Origin of the sequence: Symbiopectobacterium sp. RP, assembly GCF_050472005.1 — a bacterium.
Classification (GTDB): domain Bacteria; phylum Pseudomonadota; class Gammaproteobacteria; order Enterobacterales; family Enterobacteriaceae; genus Symbiopectobacterium.
Genome location: NZ_JBGOGS010000001.1, coordinates 2,265,581 through 2,288,072 on the forward strand (window position 1 = coordinate 2,265,581; position 22,492 = coordinate 2,288,072).

The following is a 22,492-nucleotide window of genomic DNA, read 5'->3' on the forward strand; positions in this document are numbered from 1 at the left end:
TCTCCATGGCAAAACAAAATTTTAAAATCACCAGCTGGCCCTCTTATAACAAGGCCCTCAAGCAGCGCGCTTCTCTAACCGTATGGCTAGATGAATCAGCCATTGCTGCATGGACGGAAAAAAACACTACTGAACGGCGTGGACGACCGCTCCACTACTCAGATATGACCATCACCACAGTCCTGATGATGAAACGCGTGTTTGGCCTTTCATTGAGGGCTTTACAGGGCTTTGGTGACTCGATTTTTAAACTGATTAAATTGTCGCTCCATTGTCCAGACTATTCGCTGCTCAGCAAGCGAGCAAAGACAGTGAACATCAGCATAAAAACGCCAACTCGTGGTGAAATCTCACATCTGGTCATTGATGGAACCGGCCTGAAGGTCTTTGGCGAAGGCGAATGGAAAGTCCGGCAGCATGGTGCCGACAGACGCAGGGTATGGCGTAAGCTGCACCTGGCAGTAGACAGTGTGACGCATGAGATTATCTGTGTGGATTTGTCGCTCAGTGGTACGACCGATGCCCAAGCTCTACCGGCGCTGATAAACCAGACCCACCGGAAAATCAGAGAGGCATCGGCTGACGGCGCTTAGGATACAGTTTACTGCTATGATGCTCTGGTGAGGAAGAAAATAAGGCCGCTTATCCCGCCACGAAGGGGGGCGCAATATTGGCAAGATCGCTACCACGAGCGTAACCCCGCTGTTGCAAATCAGCGCATTAGCGGTAGTAACGCTATCTGGAAAAAGAAAGTGGGCTATCACCGGCGCTCAGTGGCTGAAACGGCCATGTTCCGGTTCAAAAGGCTTCTGGGTGGTCATCTAAGTCTGAGAAACTACGATGGTCAGGTGGGTGAAGCCATGGCTATGGTCAAAGCGCTTAACCTGATCACGCTATTAGGAATGCTGAACAGTATTCGCATCACGTAACAATCGACCCGTATGGGGCGCAGTCGTTACAAGTTCTGATTTATTCAACAAAGCCTTTAAGGTACTCAATGCATCCGGTTAAGGGGGAAGGCAATTAACCGAAGTGATATCAGTATGAACGCAAGTTTTTACTCAAGAATCACAAAAGAATAAAAAGGATGCGCTGTAGCGTTATATGCTATGAAACGATTCAGTCTCCCTATCATGGGTGTAATGTCCGATTTATTTTACCCACTGAAAAAATAAATAGTGTGACGTTGCTTACGTATTTTCTGGTTAAAACGTCGTTTGTTATGTGATTGAGAACAATATCACTGGCATGTTAAGAAACGTTGCGTATTGACGTTTTTTGGTAGCAAAGAAATCTTTGTAAAAATTCGAAACAACCTGCTAGAGTAGCCTCCTGTTTAATTGCTTAGGAGCACAGGGTTTCGACCCACTCTATATGGACCGTCACCGACAATCCTTTCTTACCCAGCCGGCCTGCGCAGGTTCTGTTTCTGGGGCTGACCTGATGGGTCACCCATTTATCGATAGCCGCCAAGGCGGTATTTCTTCTCTTGCTGTTTCCCTTATGCTGCGCCACATCACACCGACGGTGTTGATGCTATCTGCTTGTACCATTTCTGGAGTCTGACATGGAATTTTTGCTAGATCCCTCAATCTGGGCGGGCCTGTTGACGCTGGTAGTGTTGGAAATCGTTCTGGGCATCGATAACCTAGTGTTCATCGCCATTCTGGCGGATAAGTTGCCGCCAAAGCAGCGCGACAAGGCCCGTGTCATCGGCCTCTCGCTGGCGCTCTTGATGCGTCTGGGACTGTTGTCTCTGATTTCATGGATGGTGAAACTGACCAATCCACTGATCACTATCGCTGGTTACGGTTTCTCCGCGCGTGATATGATCTTGCTGGCGGGGGGGCTATTTTTGCTATTCAAAGCCACCACGGAGCTGCATGAACGGCTGGAAAATCGGCCGCATGAGCATAACGGGCCCAAGGTTCACGCCAGTTTCTGGTCAGTTGTCGCACAGATTGTCGTATTGGATGCCGTCTTCTCACTGGATGCTGTGATCACGGCTGTTGGTATGGTTAACCATATCGGCGTGATGATGACGGCGGTGGTGATTGCGATGGTGGTGATGTTGCAGGCATCCAAGCCACTCATGAACTTCGTCAATGCCCACCCGACGGTGGTAGTACTCTGCCTTAGCTTCTTGCTGATGATCGGTTTGAGCTTGATGGCGGAAGGCTTCGGTTTTCATATTCCGAAAGGTTACCTGTACGCTGCGATCGGTTTCTCGATTCTCATTGAGCTGTTTAACCAGATTGCGCGCCGTAATTTCATCAAACACCAGTCACGTCGCCCGATGCGCGAGCGGACTGCCGAAGCGATCCTGCGTTTGATGGGGGCGCGTAAAGCCACGGATGATGAAGAAGCCAAACCCGCATCTCCTGCCATGGAAACCTTCGCAGAAGAAGAACGCTACATGATCAGCGGTGTATTGACGCTGGCATCGCGCTCGCTGCGCAGTGTGATGACGCCGCGTACCGAGATCTCTTGGGTGGACAGTGAACGCTCGATTGACGATATTCGCGTGCAATTACTGGATACGCCGCACAGCCTGTTCCCAGTTTGCCGTGGTTCTCTGGATGAGTTGGTCGGTGTGGTGCGCGCCAAAGAATTGTTGGTGGCGCTGGATAACGGTGTAGATGTAGAGAGCTTTGCTGCTGCCACACCGCCGCTGGTGGTGCCGGATACGCTGGATGCCATCAATCTGCTACCGGTACTGCGCCGTGCCAAGGGCAGTCTGGTTGTTGTCACCAACGAGTTTGGTGTAGTACAGGGGCTGGTGACGCCTTTGGATATTCTGGAAGCGATTGCCGGTGAATTCCCAGATGAAGATGAAACGCCGGATATTGTGGTCGAAGAGGGCGGCTGGTTGGTGAAAGGCGGTACCGATTTGCACACGTTGCAACAGGTGCTGGACAGCCATGAACTGGTCGATCCGAAAGAGGAATATGCGTCGTTGGCGGGGTTGTTGCTGGCACACAGCAATGAAATTCCCAAGGTAGGCGAAGTGATTGAACTGCATCACTTCCGTTTTGAGATCATGGCCGTATCGGAATACCGAATCGAACTGGTGCGGGTGACGCGTTTGGCTGATCCCTATGCGGATGAAGAAGAGTAATCTTTGCTTCTGACTCTGTAACTTTTCCCTCGTCATTCCCGTCGAAAGCCGGGGATGACGAGGGAAAAAGTGCTTTTCTTCGACAAGAGATTTCCGCTTTCGCGGGAATGACGGAGGTGGGCAGGAATGACGGTGGGTGTATGCGCTGTTAATCACATTGTACTTTCACGGCCAAACCACCACGCGAGGTTTCGCGGTATTTGGCATTCATGTCTTTACCTGTTTCGTACATGGTTTCAATCACTTTATCGAGCGATACGCGCGGTTCGCTGGTGCGACGCATGGCCATGCGAGTTGCATTGATGGCTTTCACCGAGGCGATGGCATTGCGCTCAATGCACGGTACCTGAACCTGACCCGCGACAGGATCGCAAGTGAGACCGAGGTTGTGCTCCATACCAATTTCAGCGGCAACGCACACTTGCTCCGGACTGGCTCCGAGTAATTCCGCCAGGCCTGCTGCCGCCATGGAACAGGCCACGCCGACTTCCCCCTGACAGCCAACTTCTGCGCCGGAGATCGAGGCATTCATCTTGTACAGTATGCCAATCGCCCCGGCGGCGAGGAAGTAACGCAGGGCAATGTCGGTGGTGATCGACTCAATAAAGTGATCATAATAAGCCAATATCGCCGGAACGATCCCACAAGCTCCGTTGGTCGGCGCTGTCACGACGCGGCCGCCAGCGGCGTTTTCTTCATTCACAGCCAGTGCGAACATGTTAACCCAATCGACCACGTCCATCGGATCGTTGGAGTGTTTGCCTGCTGCTCCCAGAATACGACGCAGCGCCGAGGCGCGGCGCGGTACGCGCAGCGGGCCGGGCAGCACCCCTTCGGTATTGATGCCGCGCTCGATGCAGGCATGCATGGTTTGCCATACATCAGCGAAGTAGCGCTCAATCTCATCCCGGCTGTGTAGCGCCAACTCATTGCGCATCACCAACCCGGAAAGGGACAGACCATGCTGTTTACAGTGCACCAGCATCTCTTTTGCCGAGTGGAAGGGAAACGGCACCTGAACGACACCTGCGCTGCTTTGCCCAAAGTGGGATTCATCAACGATAAATCCACCGCCGATGGAGTAATAGGTGTTGCGATACAGAGGGAGGTCGCCGCCAAAAGCGGTGATCGTCATGCCATTCTCGTGCAGGGAGAGATTTTCACTGCAAAAATTCATGCCGCCGTGCAGCGGAAAATCCACTTCATGCTGACCGTTTGCCAGCAGCAAGCGTTCGCGCTGTTCCACGTCGCGGATAAATTCCGGAATGGCATCGATGGCGATGGTATCGGGCATGTTGCCCGCCAGTCCCATAATGATGGCGATATCGGTATGGTGTCCTTTCCCGGTCAGGGAGAGCGAGCCATAGACGTCAACGGTGATGCGGGTAACATCGCCAAGTTTACCCAGCTCAATCAAATCATCGACAAATTGCTTACCGGCTTTCATCGGTCCAACCGTATGAGAGCTTGAAGGGCCAATACCGATCTTGAACATATCGAAAACGCTTATCACGCGAAAGCTCCTCAAAAGCGCAGATTTAGAATAATACTCCTTGGATCGCGCTATTGTAGTGGGGTTTATATGGCAGGAGTGGGCTTTTCACATGAAAAAAACTTATGCACCAGGTGAAGATAACTTATAGCAGATCCGCATCACACTTGCGTTTGACAAGGATAATCAGGGGAATAGAAATACCCATACTTATGTATGGTTAATGTCCGCACAGGGAATAATCAGAATAAAATGCTACATTTCAGTCGGTTGAGGCGGAGACGTGAAGAGCAAGATGGCGAATGATGGCGGCAGTCAGCCCCCAGACAAACTGTTGCCGATACCAGGAAAGATAAACGCGGTGCGTTTGGTGCTGTCGCTCAATATCCAGCGGATAGTAGCGCGCCAGCGAAAACGCATCGGTCAACGGCATTTCAAACAGTTCTGCCACCTCATCAGCATTGGGCGCAACGTGAATATTGGCCGGTAACAGCCCAACCACGGGCGTGACCTGAAAGCCGCTGACACTGTCCAGTGGCGTCAGGGTGCCTAACACCGTCACAACCTCAGGAGCAATAGACACTTCCTCTTGGGCTTCGCGCAATGCCGTAGCGATCAAGCTGGCGTCGCTACTGTCTGCGGCCCCTCCGGGGAAGGCAACTTGCCCGGCATGCTTGCGCAGTGTGCTGGCGCGCCGGGTCAGTAATAGCGTCGGAGCATCGGTGTGGCACACAATCGGCACCAGCACAGCCGCTTTACGCACTTGGCGCACCGGTTTGGCCTGATGTGCACGCTGCAACTGAAAGCGCGTGACGAAGTTCGACAAGTCGTCAGTCAGCGGGGGGAATGGAAAGGTAACTGGCTCAATTACTGTACTCATAACCTGTGCGCCGCGTTTAGTAGAGGAAGAATTCGGCCCAGTTTATCCAGGGTTTCCTGATATTCCGCTTGCTCCTGGCTGTCTGCCACGATACCCCCGCCCGCCCAGCAGTGAAGCTGTCCCTGTTCTGCAATCAGCGTGCGAATAGTAATGCTGGTATCCATGGTGCCACAGACGCTGATATAGCCAATGCTGCCACAATAGGCGTTGCGGCGGTGCGGTTCCAGCTCTTCGATAATCTCCATGGCGCGAATTTTGGGCGCACCGGTGATGGAGCCACCGGGAAAACAGGCGCGCAGCAAATCCGTGGCATGGCTGTTTTCCGGTAGCCTTGCCTCAATGGTGCTGACCAGATGGTGCACCGCTGGAAACGGCTCAACGTGAAACAGCGCAGGCACCCGCACGCTGCCGGGTACGGCAACGCGGCCAATATCATTACGCAGCAGGTCGACAATCATTAAATTCTCTGCGCGATCTTTCTGCGAGGCAGCAAGCGCCGTGGCGCGGCGCGCATCTTCCTGTGGATCGGTAGCGCGTGGCAGTGTCCCCTTGATGGGGCGCGTTTCAATGCGCTGATTTTGTAACTGCAAGAAACGCTCTGGCGATACGCTGATGACGCAATGCTCCGGCAAGCGGATAAACGCAGAAAACGGGGCTCGATTGGCATCAGAGAGCGAGAGAAAAGCCTGCCATTCATCACCGCGATAACCTGCGCTGAAGCGCTGTGCTAGGTTGACCTGATAGCAATCTCCCGCGCGCAGATAAGCTTGAATGTGTTGGAAGCGGATGCCGTACTCATCCCGTGTAATATTGGACTGCCACGGGGTAGTCAGTTGGAAATCGCCAAGAGAAGCCACATTTGGCGGTGCGGATAGCCAGGCCAGCCGCGCTTCATGGTTACCATAGGTCACCAGCGTAAGCGTCTGCTGCTGGTGGTCGGCGATCAGAGACCAGTCGTAGATGCCCACTGCCATGTCCGGTAGGTGGATATCTTGCTTTGCCTGTGATGGAAGCGTTTCGACGCGTCGTCCGAGATCGTAACCAAACAAGCCGAGTGCACCGCCCTGAAAAGGCATATCGGGATGCGTGTGTGCGGTGATCCCGGCCAGCATCATTGTCTGGCGTACCAACAAGAAGGGATCTTGTGCGGAGCGCTCTGTGCCGTCCGCGCGCGTGATGAGCGTCTCATCGCCCTGAGTGGTTAACGTTGCTACCGGGTCGGCCACCATGATATCGAAACGGTTGTGCTGGTGATCGGCAAAACCGGAGTGCAGCAGCATGGCCCATGGCTGATGAGAGAATCGGGCAAACAGATGCAGCAGGGCATCCAGCTGATAAGGCAGTCTATGAAAATCAGGTAAACAAGAATCCATCGGTGTTATGTCATCGTGCAGGTGCTAATTAATATCGTTGTTAGCGTTATGATGCGTGCTTATAGGCTACGCCAGTGCGTTAGCCTAGCACAATTCGCCCACGGCGTATAAGGAAGCTGACTGAATGTTTAATGATATGCCCCCCTTAACCCACTCTCAGCAGCAAGACGCGGTTGAACGTATTCAATCACTGATGGTGCAAGGTATGAGCAGTGGAGAGGCCATCGCGCTGGTTGCCGCTGACTTACGGCGGCAACATAGAAGTGACATGGTCACTTATGATAAATGTGACGAAGAAGATGAATAATCCCTAATGCAGGCGCTGAGCGGACGACTTTCAGAATGCACTACAGCGCGGCGATGGCCTTGATTTCCACTTTATATTTCGGGTTCATCAGACGCGCTTCTACGGTACAGCGTACCGGCGCCTGGCCTGCCACCACCCAAGCATCCCAAGCGGCATTCATGGCGCTAAAGTCTGCTGCGTCAGCAAGGAAAATCGTCACATCCAGCAGACGTGTTTTGTCTGAACTATTCTGAGTCAGGATGGTATCAAGCTGTGCCAAGGTGCTTTCGGTTTGCGCCTGAGCATCGGCATCCAGATTCTCCGGCACGCTGGTGTAGTATAGCTAAACGACTTAATTTTGATTACATTATTTAAATGAGCTATTCAATTGATTTTAGAGGTAAAGTGATATCTACACGGGAAGAAGAAGGGTTGAATATCCGAGAAACAGCGAAGCAATTTCGGATTGGCCCTGCCTCTGTATCGCGTTGGATTAATCAAATAGCGTCAAAAGCATCGACCACGCGTCAGCGAAAGAGCGATAAATCCGAGTTGATAAAAGATGTTGAACCATATCCAGATGCTTACCAAAAAGAACGTGCAGAGCGTTTTGGTGTTTGTCAGAAGGCCATTTGGCAAGCTCTTAAAAAGCTGGGATTAACCTATAAAAAAACGCTACGTCATCCGAAAGCCGACAAAAGCGCCCGGCAAGCATTTCAACAAAAAATACAACAGTATGAAAAAGAAGGTAAACCTATTGTTTTTATTGATGAAAGTGGTTTTCCACACGATACCCCACGGACTCACGGCTATTCCCCAAAAGGTCAACGGTGTTTTGGGCTGAAGAACGGGGGAGCCAAGGGAAGAACAAATGTTATCGGCGCGTTATTAGGCACAACGCTGTTTGCTATCGGATTATTTGATATCAATATTAACAGCGATGTTTTCTATTCCTGGGTCACACAAGTCCTTATCCCAGTACTCCCTAAAAACAGGATAATCGTGATGGACAATGCAACTTTTCACAAAAAACATAATATTCAACAAGTCATCATCGATGCAGGGTATATGGTGGAGTATTTGCCTACATATTCGCCAGATCTTAACCCCATTGAGCATAAATGGGCACAAGCAAAAAGCAAAAAAAGAGAGAGTGGTTGCGATACAGAGATTTTGTTCTCAGTTCATATGGTGTAATCAAAATTAAGTCGCTTGGCTATAAAGGTTGCTGTTATGAATTACGGCATCGGACCAGCGGGCTTCTGGTTGAATTCTGATAATGTCTGTCATTGTTTGTCTCCCTGCATCAATCCTAAAAGATAAAAATCATTTTGCAGCCTACCATGATTCTGTGGGGTGAGGCGATGCGATCGCGATGCAGGGTGGCTACCGGGGCAGACACAGGGCATATAGCCAACCGACTTAAAAATGATTACAGCCAATGCCCTGATATGTGGCAAAAAATACAGCTAATTGTTATCAAAATAATGTCGCTTGGCTATAATTGAACAATAACTTCACCGCATCCTTTCCGGTTTTGGTTGTGGTAATTGTGCAGTGACAAATAGAGAGCGTGTGTGACAAAACATTTCGTACAGGACGATTTTTCTCCCGAAGGCACCTTGGCGCGAGCCATTGACGGTTTTAACCCACGTGAACCTCAGCGTGATATGGCTGCTGCGGTAGAGCGTGCCATCGTCGAACAACACGCACTGGTGGTGGAAGCGGGCACCGGGACCGGCAAAACCTATGCCTATCTGGTTCCGGCGCTGCGTTCTGAACGCAAGGTCATTGTCTCCACCGGTTCGAAAGCCCTTCAGGACCAGCTTTTTTCACGTGATTTACCGCGCATCGCCACCGCCTTGGGTTACACCGGGCAGGTCGCGTTACTCAAAGGCCGATCGAACTATCTGTGTATCGAGCGGCTGGAGCAACAATCACTGGCTGGCGGCGATTTGAGCGGTGAAGCGCTGAGCGAACTAGTACGTTTGCGGGGATGGTCATCGGCCACGGTAGATGGTGACATCAGTACCTGCACCGACGTGGCGGAGGATAGTGCGGTGTGGCCGTTAGTCACAAGCACCAATGACAACTGTCTGGGGAGCGATTGCCCGCATTATAAAGAATGCTTCGTGGTCAAAGCGCGGCGTAAGGCGATGGAATCCGATGTTGTGGTGGTTAACCATCACCTCTATCTGGCCGATATGGTGGTCAAAGAGAGCGGATTTGCTGAGCTTATCCCGGATAGTGATGTGGTTATTTTCGATGAAGCACATCAGATCCCCGATATCGCCAGTCACTACTTTGGTCAGCAACTCACCAGCCGTCAATTGCTCGATCTGGCGAAAGATATTATTATCGCGTATCGCACCGAAGTGCGCGATGCGGCTCAACTGCAAAAATCCGCCGATCGCTTATCACAAAGCACACAGGATTTTCGGCTGGCACTGGGGGAGCCCGGTTTTCGCGGCAACCTGCGTGATGTGTTGGCTCAACCCTCGTTGCAACGCGCGCTGCTGTTGCTCGATGATGCGCTTGAACTCTGCTATGACGTTGCCAAACTGTCGCTCGGGCGCTCGGCGCTGCTGGATGCTGCCTTTGAACGCGCGACCCTGTATCGCGCCCGTCTCAAACTGCTACATGATGTGCAACAGGCCGGTTACAGCTATTGGTATGAATGCAATGCGCGGCATTTTGTGTTGGCGCTGACACCGCTCTCCGTGGCGGACCGTTTTCGTGAACTGATGCAAGAGAAGAAGGCCGCATGGATCTTTACCTCGGCGACGCTGTCGGTTAACGACCGGGTCGAGCATTTTACCGAGCGCCTGGGATTGGACCATGCGCAATCTATGTTGCTGCCGAGCCCGTTTGATTATGCGCAGCAGACGCTGCTTTGCGTGCCACGTTTTCTGCCAGAATTGCAGCAACGGGGTGCTGCACAACGGTTGGCCACTCAGCTGCGTCCTCTCATCGAGGCGAATCGCGGGCGTTGCTTTATGTTGTGTACTTCGCATCAAATGATGCTCGATCTGGCCGCAGAGTTCCGTGCCTCACTGACATTGCCCGTGTTGCTTCAGGGCGAAACCAGCAAGGCACAACTGTTAGCGCAGTTTGTCTCTGCGGGGAATGCGTTGCTGGTGGCGACCAGCAGCTTCTGGGAAGGGGTGGATGTGCACGGTGATGCGCTCTCTTGTGTGATTATCGATAAACTGCCGTTTACCTCGCCAGATGACCCGCTGCTGAAAGCGCGTATCGAAGATTGCCGCCTGCGCGGCGGCGATCCGTTTGACGAAGTACAACTGCCCGATGCGGTCATCACCCTGAAACAAGGGGTGGGGCGTTTGATTCGTGATGTGGACGATCGCGGCGTTATCGTTATCTGCGATAACCGTCTGGTGATGCGTCCTTACGGCAAAACCTTTCTGCAAAGCCTGCCGCCCGCTGCTCGCACGCGCGATCTGACTCAAGCGATCCGTTTTCTTTCCCGCACCGAGGCGGTGTGATGCCTCGAAGTGATTCCATTCGCGGTGTGCTATGCTACACCACGTTATTTTTGTTTCACTGCCTGAGGTCGGCATGTCTACGCGAATTTTAGCGCTCGATACTGCGACGGAAGCCTGTTCCGTTGCACTCTGGAATGATGGTCAAGTTTTCTCCCTGTATGAAGTATGTCCACGTAAGCATACCCAACGCGTGTTGCCGATGGTGCAACAGGTGCTGGCTGAAACCGGTGTGGCGTTGAACAGTCTGGATGCGCTGGCATTTGGTCAAGGTCCCGGCAGTTTTACCGGTGTACGAATCGGTATTGGTATTGCTCAGGGGCTGGCGTTAGGCGCAGATTTGCCGATTCTGGGTATCTCCACGCTCGCCACGATGGCGCAGGGGGCCTTGCGTCGCACAGGTGCAACGCGCGTTCTGGCGGCGATTGACGCCAGAATGGGAGAGGTCTATTGGGCCGAGTATCAGCGTGATGTTGACGGCAACTGGCAGGGCGACGAACATGAAGCTGTGCTGACGCCACAGCAGGTACTGGAGCGTACCTTATCACTGCGTGGTGAGTGGGCGACCGTTGGAACCGGATGGGAGACGTATCCGACACTGGCTGCCCACGCGGAGATCGCTCTGACGCCGGGCGATATGCTGTTGCCACAGGCGCAGGATATGCTGCCGCTGGCCTGCCATCAGTGGCAGTCAGGTAACGCGGTCGCCGTCGCCGATGCCTTGCCGCGTTATCTGCGCAACAATGTCACCTGGAAAAAATTACCCGGTCGCACCTGATAACCGCGCAACTTATTGCATTACTGCCTACTCTAATGAGTAGGTATAGCTAAACGACTTAATTTTGATTACATTATTTAAATGAGCTATTCAATTGATTTTAGACGTAAAGTGATATCTACACGGGAAGAAGAAGGGTTGAGTATCCGAGAAACAGCGAAGCAATTTCGGATTGGCCCTGCCTCTGTATCGCGTTGGATTAATCAAATAGCGTCAAAAGCATCGACCACGCGTCAGCGAAAGAGCGATAAATCCGAGTTGATAAAAGATGTTGAGCAATATCCAGATGCTTACCAAAAAGAACGTGCAGAGCATTTTGGCGTTTGTTAGAAGGCCATTTGGCAAGCTCTTAAAAAGCTGGGATTGACCTATAAAAAAAAACTCTATGTCATCCGAAAGCCGACAAAAGCGCCCGGCAAGCATTTCAACAAAAAATACAACAGTATGAAAAAGAAGGTAAACCTATTGTTTTTATTGATGAAAGTGGTTTTCCACACGATACCCCACGGACTCACGGCTATTCCCCAAAAGGTCAACGGTGTTTTGGGCTGAAGAACGGGGGAGCAAAGGAAAGAACAAATGTTATCGGCGCTTTATTAGGCACAACGCTGTTTGCTATCGGATTATTTGATATCAATATTAACAGCGATGTTTTCTATTCCTGGGTCACACAAGTCCTTATCCCCGTACTCCCTAAAAACAGGGTAATCGTGATGGACAATGCAACTTTTCACAAAAAACATAATATTCAACAAGTCATCATCGATGCAGGGTATATGGTGGAGTATTTGCCTACATATTCGCCAGATCTTAACCCCATTGAGCATAAATGGGCACAAGCAAAAAGCAAAAAAAGAGAGAGTGGTTGCGATACAGAGATTTTGTTCTCAGTCCATATGGTGTAATCAAAATTAAGTCGCTTAGCTATAACATTTCCGTCTCGGTTAACGTCACCGTTACCAACTTCGCCGAAGAAGATTTGATTGAACGTTTACAACGCATCCTACGAACCAATGAACTCAGCATCCACGATATTGAATTTGAATGCCTTGAAACGCAGAAAATAGTCGAAAACTCCGCCGCACTCTCCACCATTAAAAAACTGAAAGACCAAGGATTCATGATCTCCTTGGATGACTTTGGAACCGGTTACAGCAACCTTAACTACCTGAAAAATATGCCAGCCCACGTGATCAAACTAGATAAGTCGCTAATCAAGGATATAAGGATATGAAGACGGATAAGAGCAGCCGCATTATCGTGCAGCACACCATTGAGATGCTGCATAAATTGAATTATAGCCAAGCGACATTATTTTGATAACAGCCAACTATGCTTTTTTGCCGCATATCACGGTATCTGTTGTAATCATTTTTAAGTCGGTTGGCTATATCTGGTGCTGGCAGAAGGGATTGAAGATGAGGAAACGCTCGACTATTTAGGGCAGTACAATTGCGATCAGGGCTAGGGCTATTATTTCTCGCGCCCGTTGATGGCCGACAATTTTGCGCAGGGGTTAGAGTTACACGATGCCAGCATAAAATCGTAATCCTCCGTCGCTATATCACCTACCGACGATTCCCTTTCTCCTAGTACCACGTCGTGTTTACCACTGCGTATCACTTACACAACGCCCCTCTTTGCTAAAACAGCGGACATAAAAAAGCAGGCGAACCGTTTCCGCTCCGCCCGCATTTTTGCTTCACAATACGCCGCCGACGCTTACAGCACAATCTGCTCCATGGCTTGCAGTATCCGTTTATCCGAAATGGGATAGGGTGTGCCCAGCTGCTGGGCAAAATAGCTGACGCGTAGCTCTTCAATCATCCAGCGAATATTTTTCACATTGTCATCATCGCGCTGCGCTTCAGGCACCTTATGCCACCACTGCTGCCATGCTTGCTGCACCTGCTCCAGCTTCAGCATCTGCGCCCCGTCGCGGTGAACATACTGTGCCAATTTTTCTAGTCGGTGCTCAATCGCCTGCAAATAGCGCAACACATCGGGCAGTCGCTGCCAGCCGACATCGGTGACAAAGCCGCGATAAACCAAGCCACTCAGCTGTGCTTTGATATCGCTTAACGCCAACGCCAGCGCCATATCAACCCGGCCCTTCAGACGTTTATTGATAGCGAAAACAGTGGTCAGGATCTGCTCCACCTGCTTGGCGATATCAACAACGGTTTCGTTCAGATCAGCGCGCACCTTTTCATGCAATTGCTGGAACGCAGCTTCCTCCCATACCACGCCCCCTGCTTGTGCCACCAGTTTATCAACGCAGCAGGCGATGCAATCATCGATCAGATCCAGCACTTTTCCATAGGGGTTGAAATAGAGCACCAACTTGGCTTTATTCGGCAGCTTTTCATGCAGATATTTGATGGGGGACGGGATATTAAGCAAAAGCAAACGACGCAGGCCGTGGCGCATCGCGTGCCGCTGTTGTTCCGACGTATCAAATACCCGGATTGTGACGCTCTCTTTCTCATCCACCAGTGCCGGGTAAGCCTTCACCGAGTAACCGCCGCGCTTCTGCTCATAGCGTTCCGGAAGGGTGCCAAAGCTCCAAATATGCAGTCCCTGTTGCTCCAGCCCATCATCGGCAACGGCAGATAAGGTCTGCTGCACTTTCTCTTTAAGCTGGGTTTTCAGCGCCGCCAGATCTTTGCCTTCGCGTAACGTATGATTTTTTTCATCGATTACGCGAAACGTCATTTTCAGATGATTGGGCACCTGTTCCCATTGCCACTCTTCACGCGGCACAGTCACACCAGTCATCAAGCGCAGTTCACGCTCCAGCGATTCCAGCAGTCCCCGTTCCAACGGCGTGGCACGCCCGAGAAAGGCTTGTGCATAGTTAGGTGCCGGCACAAAATTGCGTCGTAACGGTTTGGGCAAGGACTTGATTAAGGCAATGATCAGGTCTTCACGCAGACCGGGAATTTGCCATTCAAACCCGTCCTCACGCACTTGATTGAGAATCGGCAGCGGAATATGCACCGTGACCCCATCCGCATCGGCAGCGGGCTCAAACTGATAGGATAAACGCAGTTTAATCGCCCCCTGATGCCAGAAATTGGGGTAATCCAAGGCACTGACCTTTTCCGAACCATCTTTGATTAACATGCTCTTTTCGAAGTTGAGCAGGTCTGTGTCTGCGCGGCTGGCAGCTTTCCACCAGTTATCAAAGTGACGGGCTGAGATAACCTCGTGCGGGATACGCTGATCGTAAAACGCAAACAGCGTGTCGTCATCGACCAGAATGTCGCGACGTCGCGATTTGTGCTCGAGATCTTCCACTTCCGCCAGCAGTTTGAGGTTGGAGCGGAAGAACGAGTGCCGCGTTTGCCAATCCCCTTCCACCAGCGCATGGCGGATAAACAGTTCGCGCCCTAGTACCGGATCAATCTGGCTGTAGTTAACCTTACGCGCGGCCACAATCGGCAAGCCATACAGCGTGACTTTCTCCAACGCCATCACTACGCCCTGCGCTTTTTCCCAGTGCGGCTCGCTGTAGCTACGCTTAATCAGGTGCTGTGCAACCGGTTCAATCCACTCCGGTTCAAGGCGGGCCGTCATGCGTCCCCACAAGCGACTGGTTTCCACCAGTTCCGCTACCATTACCCATTTAGGCGGCTTTTTAAACAGCGCAGAACCGGGGAACAGCGCAAAACGTGCATTGCGCGCACCGGTAAACTCCTGCTTTTCTACATCTTTCTGACCGATATGGGAAAGCATGCCGGTCAACAGGGCGCAATGAACGCTGAGATAGTCAGCTGGTTCGCTGTTAACCGGGATACCCAGGGTCTTCACCACTTGGCGCAGTTGGGTATAAATATCCTGCCACTCGCGCACGCGCAGGTAGCTCAAGTAGTCACTGCGGCACTGTTTACGGAACTGGCTGGAGGAGAGTGCCTGCTGCTGCTCACGCAGGTAGTTCCAGAGGTTGACCAATGTGAGGAAATCGGAGGATTTATCGACAAAGCGCCGATGTTTTTCATCGGACGCCTGTTTTTTGTCCAGTGGGCGTTCACGCGGATCCTGAATCGACAGCGCGGCGGTTATCACCATCACTTCACGCACGCAGCGGGTTTTACTCGCCTCCAGCACCATGCGAGCCAGGCGTGGATCGATAGGCAACTGGGCCAACTGCCGTCCTGACGTCGTCAAGCGGTAGTGACCGTTCTCAGCGGTAGTGATCGCTCCCAACTCTTCCAGCAGACGCACACCGTCCTGAATGTTACGGTTATCCGGCGCTTCCACAAACGGAAACGCGGCGATATCGCCCAACCCAAGAGATGTCATCTGCAAAATGACCGAAGCCAGATTGGTACGCAAGATTTCCGGGTCGGTAAATTCAGGACGCGACAAGAAATCGGGTTCAGAATAGAGCCGAATACAAACCCCGGCAGCTACGCGGCCACAGCGCCCTTTACGCTGATTGGCAGACGCCTGCGAAATGGCTTCGATCGGCAAGCGCTGAACCTTGGTGCGGTAGGTGTAGCGACTGATGCGCGCCGTGCCAGGGTCAATCACATAACGAATACCGGGCACCGTGAGTGAGGTTTCCGCCACGTTGGTGGCCAGCACAATACGCCGCCCGGCGTGGGATTGGAAAACACGGTTCTGTTCCTGATTGGATAAGCGCGCATAAAGCGGTACCACCTCAGTGTGTGGCAAGTCCAACTTGTTGAGCGCATCAGCGGTATCTCGAATCTCCCGCTCGCCGCTCAAAAACACCAGAATATCCCCCGGCCCTTCGCGACTCAGTTCATCAACGGCATCGAAAATCGCCTGTAATTGATCGCGATCGCTGTCATCAGCCTCTTCAACCACCGGACGATAGCGTACTTCCACCGGGTAGGTACGCGCTGACACTTCCACGATCGGGGCATTGCCGAAATGGCGCGAAAAGCGCTCAGGATCAATGGTTGCTGACGTGATAATGACATTGAGGTCGGGGCGTTTTGGCAACAGCTGGCGCAAGTAGCCCAATATGAAATCGATATTCAGGCTACGTTCATGTGCCTCATCGATAATGATGGTGTCATACTGCATCAATAACCGATCTTGCTGAATCTCCGCCAGCAAGATACCGTCGGTCATCAGCTTCACCAGTGAAGTTTCCCCCACCTGATCGTTAAAACGCACTTTATAACCGACGCAACCGCCCAGCGGTGTGTCCAATTCGGCCGCAATGCGATCGGCCACGGCACGTGCAGCCAGACGACGCGGCTGGGTATGGCCGATCATGCCTCTGACACCGCGTCCCAATTCCAGGCAGATCTTCGGCAACTGGGTAGTTTTGCCTGAGCCGGTTTCACCGGCAACGATCACCACCTGATTATCGCGCACCGCGCGCAAAATCTCGTCACGCTTCTGACTTACCGGCAGCGCGGGCGGGTAGTTGATGGCCGGACAACTGGCCCGACGCTGCGCAACGCGCGTTTGCGCCGCAGCGATCTCTACACTGAGTTCCTGCGCAATAGCGGCTTGCGCCTGTGGGTTACGTACTTTCGCCGCCCCCTGTAAACGGCGTTGGAGGCGTAACCTGTCGCGCAACATGAGCTCATCCAACTGAGATGACAATGGTGTAAGGGGTGATGTCACAATCCTGTTCCTCAAACGTATATCCCGCAAGCGCTATGCAGGCTGCCTCTGTGCCTGCGTTTTATCATTCGGCGGGCATGTTATCACATGCCGGCGCGAGTGTTATCACCGTGCCTTTTTTCTCTTGTTCAATAAAATCGAACAATGCCCTCGAAATATTACACTTTCAACCTGTTGGTATACTGCATAAGATGCTAGGCTGTGTCCCTTAATTGCTTGAGTTATAGTATCCATCTGTTTCTACGACACTTTTGATTATGGCTCGCTACGATCTTTCTGATGAAGCATGGGCCATCATTGAGCCCTTGTTGCCAACCGTTTTGACATCTCCGCGGGCCGGTCTGTCGTGGGCAGAACATCGAAAAATCTTCAACGGCATGTTCTGGATACTGCGTTCAGGCGCACCATGGCGTGATTTACCTGAACGTTACGGCCCATGGAAAACCGTTTATATAGATAAACGACTTAATTTTGATTACATCATTTAAATGAGCTATTCAATTGATTTTAGACGTAAAGTGATATCTACACGGGAAGAAGAAGGGTTGAGTATCCGAGAAACAGCAAAGCAATTTCGGATTGGCCCTGCCTCTGTATCGCGTTGGATTAATCAAATAGCGTCAAAAGCATCGACCACGCGTCAGCGAAAGAGCGATAAATCCGAGTTGATAAAAGATGTTGAACCATATCCAGATGCTTACCAAAAAGAACGTGCAGAGCGTTTTGGCGTTTGTCAGAAGGCCATTTGGCAAGCTCTTAAAAAGCTGGGATTGACCTATAAAAAAAACTCTACGTCATCCGAAAGCCGACGAAAGCGCCCGGCAAGCATTTCAACAAAAAATACAACAGTATGAAAAAGAAGGTAAATCTATTGTTTTTATTGATGAAAGTGGTTTTCCACACGATACCCCACGGACTCACGGCTATTCCCCAAAAGGTCAACGGTGTTTTGGCCTGAAGAACGGGGGAGCCAAGGGAAGAACAAATGTTATCGGCGCTTTATTAGAGCCTGTTTAAGATTTTGTGTAAATGCCTTTCCTCAGAAGTGACCGTCAAGACGGTCACCGAACTCGATAATAATGCGACTCATTGCCATACGCCAGTCCTGTAAGGGCATCGTCCATTTCTGTGATGCCGCATGGGTTGCCAGCCATACGACCTTCTTCACCGAGTCATCAGTCGGGAACACCTTGCGTTTCTTGATTGCATGCCGGAGCACGCTGTTCAGTGATTCTATAGCGTTCGTCGTGTAGATTACCTTGCGAAGTTCCTGCGGGTACGAGAAGAATAATGTCGACAGGTTGGCCCAGTTTGACTGCCAGCTCCTGCTTATCTGCGGATAGCGGTGATCCCATGTCCCACCGAACGTCTCCAGCGCCTGAAGCGCGGCCTCTTCGGTTGGAGCCTGATACACTGCTTTGAGGTCGCGTGTTACCGCCTTATAGTCCTTCCAGGCAACGAAGCGCAGACTGTTGCGCACCATGTGCACGATGAACAACTGGATGCGGGCTTCCGGGTAGACCGTGTTGATGGCATCCGAGAACCCTTTCAGGCCGTCCACACAGGCAATGAGGATGTCGGTCAGGCCACGGTTTTTCAGTTCTCTCAGCACGTTCAGCCAGAACTTTGCGCCTTCATTTTCGCCAGCCACATCCCCAGTAGCTCTTTCTGGCCTTCGATATTGATACCCAGCGCCAGGAACACAGACTTATTGATAACGCGGCTGTCCTGCCGGACTTTCAGAACGATACAGTCAAGGTAAACAATGGGATAAACCGCATCCAGGGGGCGATTTTGCCATTCAACAACCTGCTCCATAACGGCATCGGTGACCTTCGATACCAGGGCGGGTGAGACATCCGCGTCATACAGCTCTTTGAACGCAGCGGCAATTTCGCGGGTGCTCATTCCTTTGGCATACAACGATAAAATCTGGTTATCCATCCCGGTGAGCCGGGTCTGGTTCTTCTTCACCAGTTGCGGTTCAAAGGAACCATCACGATCACGTGGTGCACGCAGTTCCAGCGGACCATCGCCGGTGGTAACAGTCTTTGTGGAGTGGCCATTGCGCGTGTTAGTTCCAGATTTGGACTGGGGCTTCTCATGCCCGAGGTGATGGGTCATTTCAGCATTAAGGGCAGCTTCAACGCAGATCTTTTTCAGCAGGCGATCAAACGGGTTGAGAGCGTCAGGGGTTTTGAGATTTTTGGCCAGCTCGTTAGCCAGAGCCTGTAACTGTTTTTCGTCCATAAAGTAACCTGCTTTTGATGTTGGATTGAACATATCAAAACCAGGAAATTACACAATCTCGTGTACAGACTCCTTTATTAGGCACAACGCTGTTTGCTATCGGATTATTTGATATCAATATTAACAGCGATGTTTTCTATTCTTGGGTCACACAAGTCCTTATCCCAGTACTCCCTAAAAACAGTGTAATCGTGATGGACAATGCAACTTTTCACAAAAAACATAATATTCAACAAGTCATCATCGATGCAGGGTATATGGTGGAGTATTTGCCTACATATTCGCCAGATCTTAACCCCATTGAGCATAAATGGGCACAAGCAAAAAGCAAAAAAAGAGAGAGTGGTTGCGATACAGAGATTTTGTTCTCAGTCCATATGGTGTAATCAAAATTAAGTCGCTTGTCTATATCGAAGGCCAGAAAGAGCTACTGGGGATGTGGCTGGCGAAAATGAAGGTGCAAAGTTCTGGCTGAACGTGCTGAGAGAACTGAAAAACCGTGGCCTGACCGACATCCTCATTGCCTGTGTGGACGGCCTGAAAGGGTTCCCGGATGCCATCAACACGGTCTACCCGGAAGCCCGCATCCAGTTGTTCATCGTGCACATGGTGCGCAACAGTCTGCGCTTCGTTGCCTGGAAGGACTATAAGGCGGTAACACGCGACCTCAAAGCAGTGTATCAGGCTCCAACCGAAGAGGCCGCGCTTCAGGCGCTGGAGACGTTCGGTGGGACATGGGATCACCGCTATCCGCAGATAAGCAGGAGCTGGCAGTCAAACTGGGCCAACCTGTCGACATTCTTCTCGTACCCGCAGGAACTTCGCAAGGTAGAGTTATTAGCAAATCTGGTGTATGACGATCATGCTACGTTCCGCTCTGATGCTTCGTGAATCTGTTCTCCATCCTTAAATTGGACGTTGCTTACAACCAGGGTCAGCAGGTCAAATCCTCTTAGTCGGTTCCAGCTTTTCTGAGCTGACTGGAGCAGCTTAAATACCATTGACAGGGTTGTTTCTCTCGAACCACCGTTCTTCGCGCCTCTGCTTCGTAGCCTCACAGTCGCAAAAGCCGATTCAATCGGATTTGTCGTTCTTATGAACCGCCTCGAGTTGGATACAGCGCCGGATATTGAATGGCCGGAAGCGCCCAAAGGTGGAAAAGCGGTGAATTAGTGTCAGTCGTCGAGGCTCGCCAGTTCGTCGTCGGAAAGGCCGGTTGACATTTTGACAAGGGTGCGTTCAACGCCGTTGGCAAAAAGTTGCCTTGCAATGTTGAGCGAGGCACTATGCTCGCCTTCTTGGCGACCAAGAAGTATTCCTTTTTCAATGCCGCGTTGTTCACCTTTGGCTTCAAGCTGTTCTGTGATAGTCATCACGTCCTCCCGGTAATCCGTGGTTTTGGTGGCGATCCCCTGCAAGAACTGCTCGGCGTTCGAAGTATTGCCACGTTCGAGAATATAATACATCAAGCCCCGGAACTGCTCTTTGGGCACTGCCCATTGCTCAAGTAGACAGGCCAGCTCGTTAACCAGTTCCAGCAGCGCTACCCGCCTATGCATCAGGATTTCGTCATCCGGTATTGCGGTAATATCGACCAACGGGAATGCCTGTGTATAGACTGATTCTGCCAGTTCAGGGTCAGCAAAGCAATCGAGCCATTGGGTGCTGTAGGGGTAGGGCGACGTGGTGCTGTGGTAGAACAGGAGCGGGATGACCACGGGCAAGGTCTCGTTGTCTTGCTCCAAGTGCCGCTGCATCGCTTCCATGCTATAACGCATTAAACGCCACGCCATCAACTTCTCGGGCCTACTCTGGTGCTCGATCAATGTGTAGATATAGCCTTTCCCCGTTTTTGTCTGCACGGAATAGAGCATATCCGAACACTGGGTGCGCAGGTCGTCTTCGATAAAGCTACCTGACTCCATCGCAAGGGTGCTGAAATCGCAGCGCTCCCGCAGATGAGGTGGCAGATGGATTTCCAGAAAGTCTCGGGCGACCGTGATATCGCCGAGGAACTTTTTGAACAGGGAGTCATGTTGGGAGAGCGAGGATGTTGTCATTGGCGCAGTATACCTTGCTCAGGTTAGGGTATGCCATCGGGATTTCCAGCTCGGGGTGAATGTGATTTTTCACGTCTAAGGCATAGGTATCTACACATCTTTTGCAATATCTGCTATTACGTTGCTGTATGATCTCAACTTATCCATCGGTGGGATTGATGCCCGCCTTAACCGGCGTTATCAGCGTCTGGTTAAGCAACACATGACTCCCCCAGCACCATTGGCGTCAGCCGTTAAAGACCTTGCCTGCGCGCAGAAAACAACATTCGCCACTACTCAGGCCGTTTGGCGTTTTTTTAATAATGAACGTATTAGCTTCAGTCAGCTCAATGAACCGATTATTTCGCTGGCTCTCCGGCAGGTTGCACTTAGCCCGCATCCATACGCTCCCGTCGTTCACGACTGGTCTCATTTACAGTTTCGTACCCACAATGGGAAAGAAGAACGTTTGAAAATGACGCATGGTGGCGACGTCGGTTATGAACTACAAACCAGCCTACTGCTTGATGCTGCAAATGGTTTACCAATAGCGCCCCTGTCTCAAACTCTAACCGATAGGGCAGGTTGTCGTTCAACGCTAACCGAGGGCTTGTCTGAGAGTCTGACTCATATGGATGCTTTGACGGCTGATATCGCCCGCGTTGAGTCTCTTGCTACCGGGAAGAAGTTAGTTCATCTCATTGACCGTGAAGGTGACTCTATCGGGCATATGCGCACATTAAGCTCCCAGGAAATATGTTGGCTTATCTGGGGAAAGGAAGGGCATCGGGCCGAGTGGGGCGGTGACACCCGTAAAATTGGTGAAATTGCAGACGATCTGCCATTTATCGCAAACGGACAGGTTGGCTGGAAAGGGAAAAAAGCCAATATGGAGATCGGGGAAACATCCGTGATCATAACGCGAACAGCAAAACCGAAGCGGAAAGACAAGAACACCGGACGGCGAGTAAAAGTTCAGCCAGGCGTAGCTCTGACACTCAGATTAGTTGTGGTTCGCCTTACCGATATCACGGTAAATTTATCGGACGCTGGACGCTGCTCACAAACGTTAGTAACGAGATCACCAGCGCGGAAGTCGCTCGCTGGTATTACTGGCGCTGGGGTATTGAATCCTTTTTTAAACTGCTGAAAGGTGCCGGTCATGA

The 22,492-nt window shown here is 51.4% G+C and carries 20 protein-coding genes and 6 pseudogenes; 18 read left to right on the plus strand and 8 right to left on the minus strand.

What is annotated here, in order from left to right:
- Window positions 1-5: 5 nt before the first annotated feature.
- Both ACD630_RS15100 and ACD630_RS15105 read left to right on the plus strand, forming a co-directional pair.
- Window positions 6-929, plus strand: a pseudogene (locus ACD630_RS15100) (IS5 family transposase).
- A 638-nt stretch (window positions 930-1,567) separates the two neighbouring features.
- Complete coding sequence (locus ACD630_RS15105; protein WP_430359537.1) at window positions 1,568-3,118, plus strand: TerC family protein; 1,551 nt, start codon at window positions 1,568-1,570, stop codon at window positions 3,116-3,118.
- Window positions 3,119-3,266: 148 nt separating this feature from the next.
- Here ACD630_RS15105 and ACD630_RS15110 read toward each other — a convergent pair whose 3' ends face one another.
- From ACD630_RS15110 to pabB, 3 genes are all read right to left on the minus strand, one after another.
- The gene (locus ACD630_RS15110; protein ID WP_430359538.1) at window positions 3,267-4,631 is read right to left on the minus strand and encodes an L-serine ammonia-lyase; all 1,365 of its coding nucleotides are present in this window, start codon (window positions 4,629-4,631) and stop codon (window positions 3,267-3,269) included.
- Window positions 4,632-4,872: 241 nt separating this feature from the next.
- Window positions 4,873-5,490, minus strand: coding sequence for a CoA pyrophosphatase (locus tag ACD630_RS15115; RefSeq protein WP_430359539.1), 618 nt, complete (start codon window positions 5,488-5,490; stop codon window positions 4,873-4,875).
- Window positions 5,487-6,821 carry an aminodeoxychorismate synthase component 1 gene (pabB, locus tag ACD630_RS15120; protein ID WP_430360069.1) on the minus strand — a complete coding sequence of 445 codons (1,335 nt, stop codon included), beginning with the start codon at window positions 6,819-6,821 and terminating at the stop codon, window positions 5,487-5,489. Before pabB ends, ACD630_RS15115 begins: the two co-directional genes overlap by 4 nt.
- A 166-nt stretch (window positions 6,822-6,987) precedes the next feature.
- On the opposite strand from pabB, the gene ACD630_RS15125 reads away from it, so the two are divergent.
- Complete coding sequence (locus tag ACD630_RS15125) at window positions 6,988-7,170, plus strand: YoaH family protein (RefSeq protein ID WP_430359540.1); 183 nt, start codon at window positions 6,988-6,990, stop codon at window positions 7,168-7,170.
- 40 nt (window positions 7,171-7,210) lie between these two features.
- Here ACD630_RS15125 and ACD630_RS15130 read toward each other — a convergent pair.
- A pseudogene (locus tag ACD630_RS15130) lies at window positions 7,211-7,492 on the minus strand (RidA family protein); the annotation flags it as partial.
- A 32-nt stretch (window positions 7,493-7,524) separates the two neighbouring features.
- Between ACD630_RS15130 and ACD630_RS15135 the strand changes: the two are divergent.
- The 9 genes from ACD630_RS15135 (at window position 7,525) to ACD630_RS15175 (ending at window position 12,869) form a co-directional block, all read left to right on the plus strand.
- On the plus strand, window positions 7,525-8,346 hold the full coding sequence (locus ACD630_RS15135; RefSeq protein ID WP_430359541.1) for an IS630 family transposase: 822 nt from the start codon (window positions 7,525-7,527) through the stop codon (window positions 8,344-8,346).
- Window positions 8,271-8,426 (plus strand): hypothetical protein, encoded by a 156-nt coding sequence (locus ACD630_RS15140; protein ID WP_430359542.1) that lies wholly within the window; start codon window positions 8,271-8,273, stop codon window positions 8,424-8,426. The genes ACD630_RS15135 and ACD630_RS15140 overlap by 76 nt, the downstream gene beginning before the upstream one ends.
- A 105-nt stretch (window positions 8,427-8,531) precedes the next feature.
- Window positions 8,532-8,657, plus strand: coding sequence for a hypothetical protein (locus ACD630_RS15145; RefSeq protein WP_430359543.1), 126 nt, complete (start codon window positions 8,532-8,534; stop codon window positions 8,655-8,657).
- A 69-nt stretch (window positions 8,658-8,726) separates the two neighbouring features.
- Window positions 8,727-10,652 (plus strand): ATP-dependent DNA helicase, encoded by a 1,926-nt coding sequence (locus ACD630_RS15150; protein ID WP_430359544.1) that lies wholly within the window; start codon window positions 8,727-8,729, stop codon window positions 10,650-10,652.
- A 73-nt stretch (window positions 10,653-10,725) separates the two neighbouring features.
- Complete coding sequence (gene tsaB / locus ACD630_RS15155) at window positions 10,726-11,427, plus strand: tRNA (adenosine(37)-N6)-threonylcarbamoyltransferase complex dimerization subunit type 1 TsaB (RefSeq protein ID WP_430359545.1); 702 nt, start codon at window positions 10,726-10,728, stop codon at window positions 11,425-11,427.
- 81 nt (window positions 11,428-11,508) lie between these two features.
- Window positions 11,509-11,757: an IS630 transposase-related protein gene (locus ACD630_RS15160; RefSeq protein ID WP_430359488.1), complete on the plus strand. Its 249-nt coding sequence runs from the start codon at window positions 11,509-11,511 to the stop codon at window positions 11,755-11,757.
- Between the two features lie 104 nt (window positions 11,758-11,861).
- Window positions 11,862-12,332 carry an IS630 family transposase gene (locus ACD630_RS15165; protein ID WP_430360070.1) on the plus strand — a complete coding sequence of 157 codons (471 nt, stop codon included), beginning with the start codon at window positions 11,862-11,864 and terminating at the stop codon, window positions 12,330-12,332.
- Window positions 12,257-12,661, plus strand: coding sequence for an EAL domain-containing protein (locus ACD630_RS15170; protein WP_430359546.1), 405 nt, complete (start codon window positions 12,257-12,259; stop codon window positions 12,659-12,661). Before ACD630_RS15165 ends, ACD630_RS15170 begins: the two co-directional genes overlap by 76 nt.
- A gap of 82 nt (window positions 12,662-12,743) precedes the next feature.
- A complete protein-coding gene (locus tag ACD630_RS15175) occupies window positions 12,744-12,869 on the plus strand; it encodes a hypothetical protein (RefSeq protein ID WP_430359547.1) in 126 nt (41 codons plus the stop codon).
- Window positions 12,870-13,149: 280 nt separating this feature from the next.
- On the opposite strand, the gene hrpA is transcribed toward ACD630_RS15175, so the two are convergent.
- Window positions 13,150-17,037, minus strand: a complete 3,888-nt coding sequence (gene hrpA, locus ACD630_RS15180) for an ATP-dependent RNA helicase HrpA (RefSeq protein ID WP_430359548.1) — start codon at window positions 17,035-17,037, stop codon at window positions 13,150-13,152.
- A gap of 257 nt (window positions 17,038-17,294) precedes the next feature.
- On the opposite strand from hrpA, the pseudogene ACD630_RS15185 reads away from it, so the two are divergent.
- The 3 genes and pseudogenes from ACD630_RS15185 to ACD630_RS15195 form a co-directional block, all read left to right on the plus strand.
- Window positions 17,295-17,489, plus strand: a pseudogene (locus ACD630_RS15185) (transposase); the annotation flags it as partial.
- A gap of 36 nt (window positions 17,490-17,525) precedes the next feature.
- Window positions 17,526-17,891 carry an IS630 transposase-related protein gene (locus ACD630_RS15190; protein ID WP_430358312.1) on the plus strand — a complete coding sequence of 122 codons (366 nt, stop codon included), beginning with the start codon at window positions 17,526-17,528 and terminating at the stop codon, window positions 17,889-17,891.
- A 25-nt stretch (window positions 17,892-17,916) separates the two neighbouring features.
- Window positions 17,917-18,054, plus strand: coding sequence for a transposase (locus tag ACD630_RS15195; RefSeq protein WP_430360072.1), 138 nt, complete (start codon window positions 17,917-17,919; stop codon window positions 18,052-18,054).
- Between the two features lie 22 nt (window positions 18,055-18,076).
- On the opposite strand, the pseudogene ACD630_RS15200 reads toward ACD630_RS15195, so the two are convergent.
- Window positions 18,077-19,287, minus strand: a pseudogene (locus ACD630_RS15200) (IS256 family transposase).
- Between the two features lie 161 nt (window positions 19,288-19,448).
- Here ACD630_RS15200 and ACD630_RS15205 point away from each other — a divergent pair.
- Window positions 19,449-19,673: a transposase gene (locus ACD630_RS15205; RefSeq protein ID WP_430359920.1), complete on the plus strand. Its 225-nt coding sequence runs from the start codon at window positions 19,449-19,451 to the stop codon at window positions 19,671-19,673.
- Window positions 19,674-19,690: 17 nt separating this feature from the next.
- A pseudogene (locus ACD630_RS15210) lies at window positions 19,691-20,163 on the plus strand (IS256 family transposase); the annotation flags it as partial.
- Here ACD630_RS15210 and ACD630_RS15215 read toward each other — a convergent pair.
- Together ACD630_RS15215 and ACD630_RS15220 are read right to left on the minus strand one after the other, a co-directional pair.
- A pseudogene (locus ACD630_RS15215) lies at window positions 20,148-20,384 on the minus strand (IS256 family transposase); the annotation flags it as partial. The pseudogenes ACD630_RS15210 and ACD630_RS15215 overlap by 16 nt on opposite strands.
- 78 nt (window positions 20,385-20,462) lie before the next feature.
- Window positions 20,463-21,347: an Rpn family recombination-promoting nuclease/putative transposase gene (locus ACD630_RS15220; protein WP_430359549.1), complete on the minus strand. Its 885-nt coding sequence runs from the start codon at window positions 21,345-21,347 to the stop codon at window positions 20,463-20,465.
- A 121-nt stretch (window positions 21,348-21,468) separates the two neighbouring features.
- Between ACD630_RS15220 and ACD630_RS15225 the strand changes: the two genes are divergently transcribed.
- Window positions 21,469-22,476 carry a hypothetical protein gene (locus tag ACD630_RS15225; RefSeq protein ID WP_430359551.1) on the plus strand — a complete coding sequence of 336 codons (1,008 nt, stop codon included), beginning with the start codon at window positions 21,469-21,471 and terminating at the stop codon, window positions 22,474-22,476.
- Window positions 22,477-22,492 lie beyond the last annotated feature (16 nt).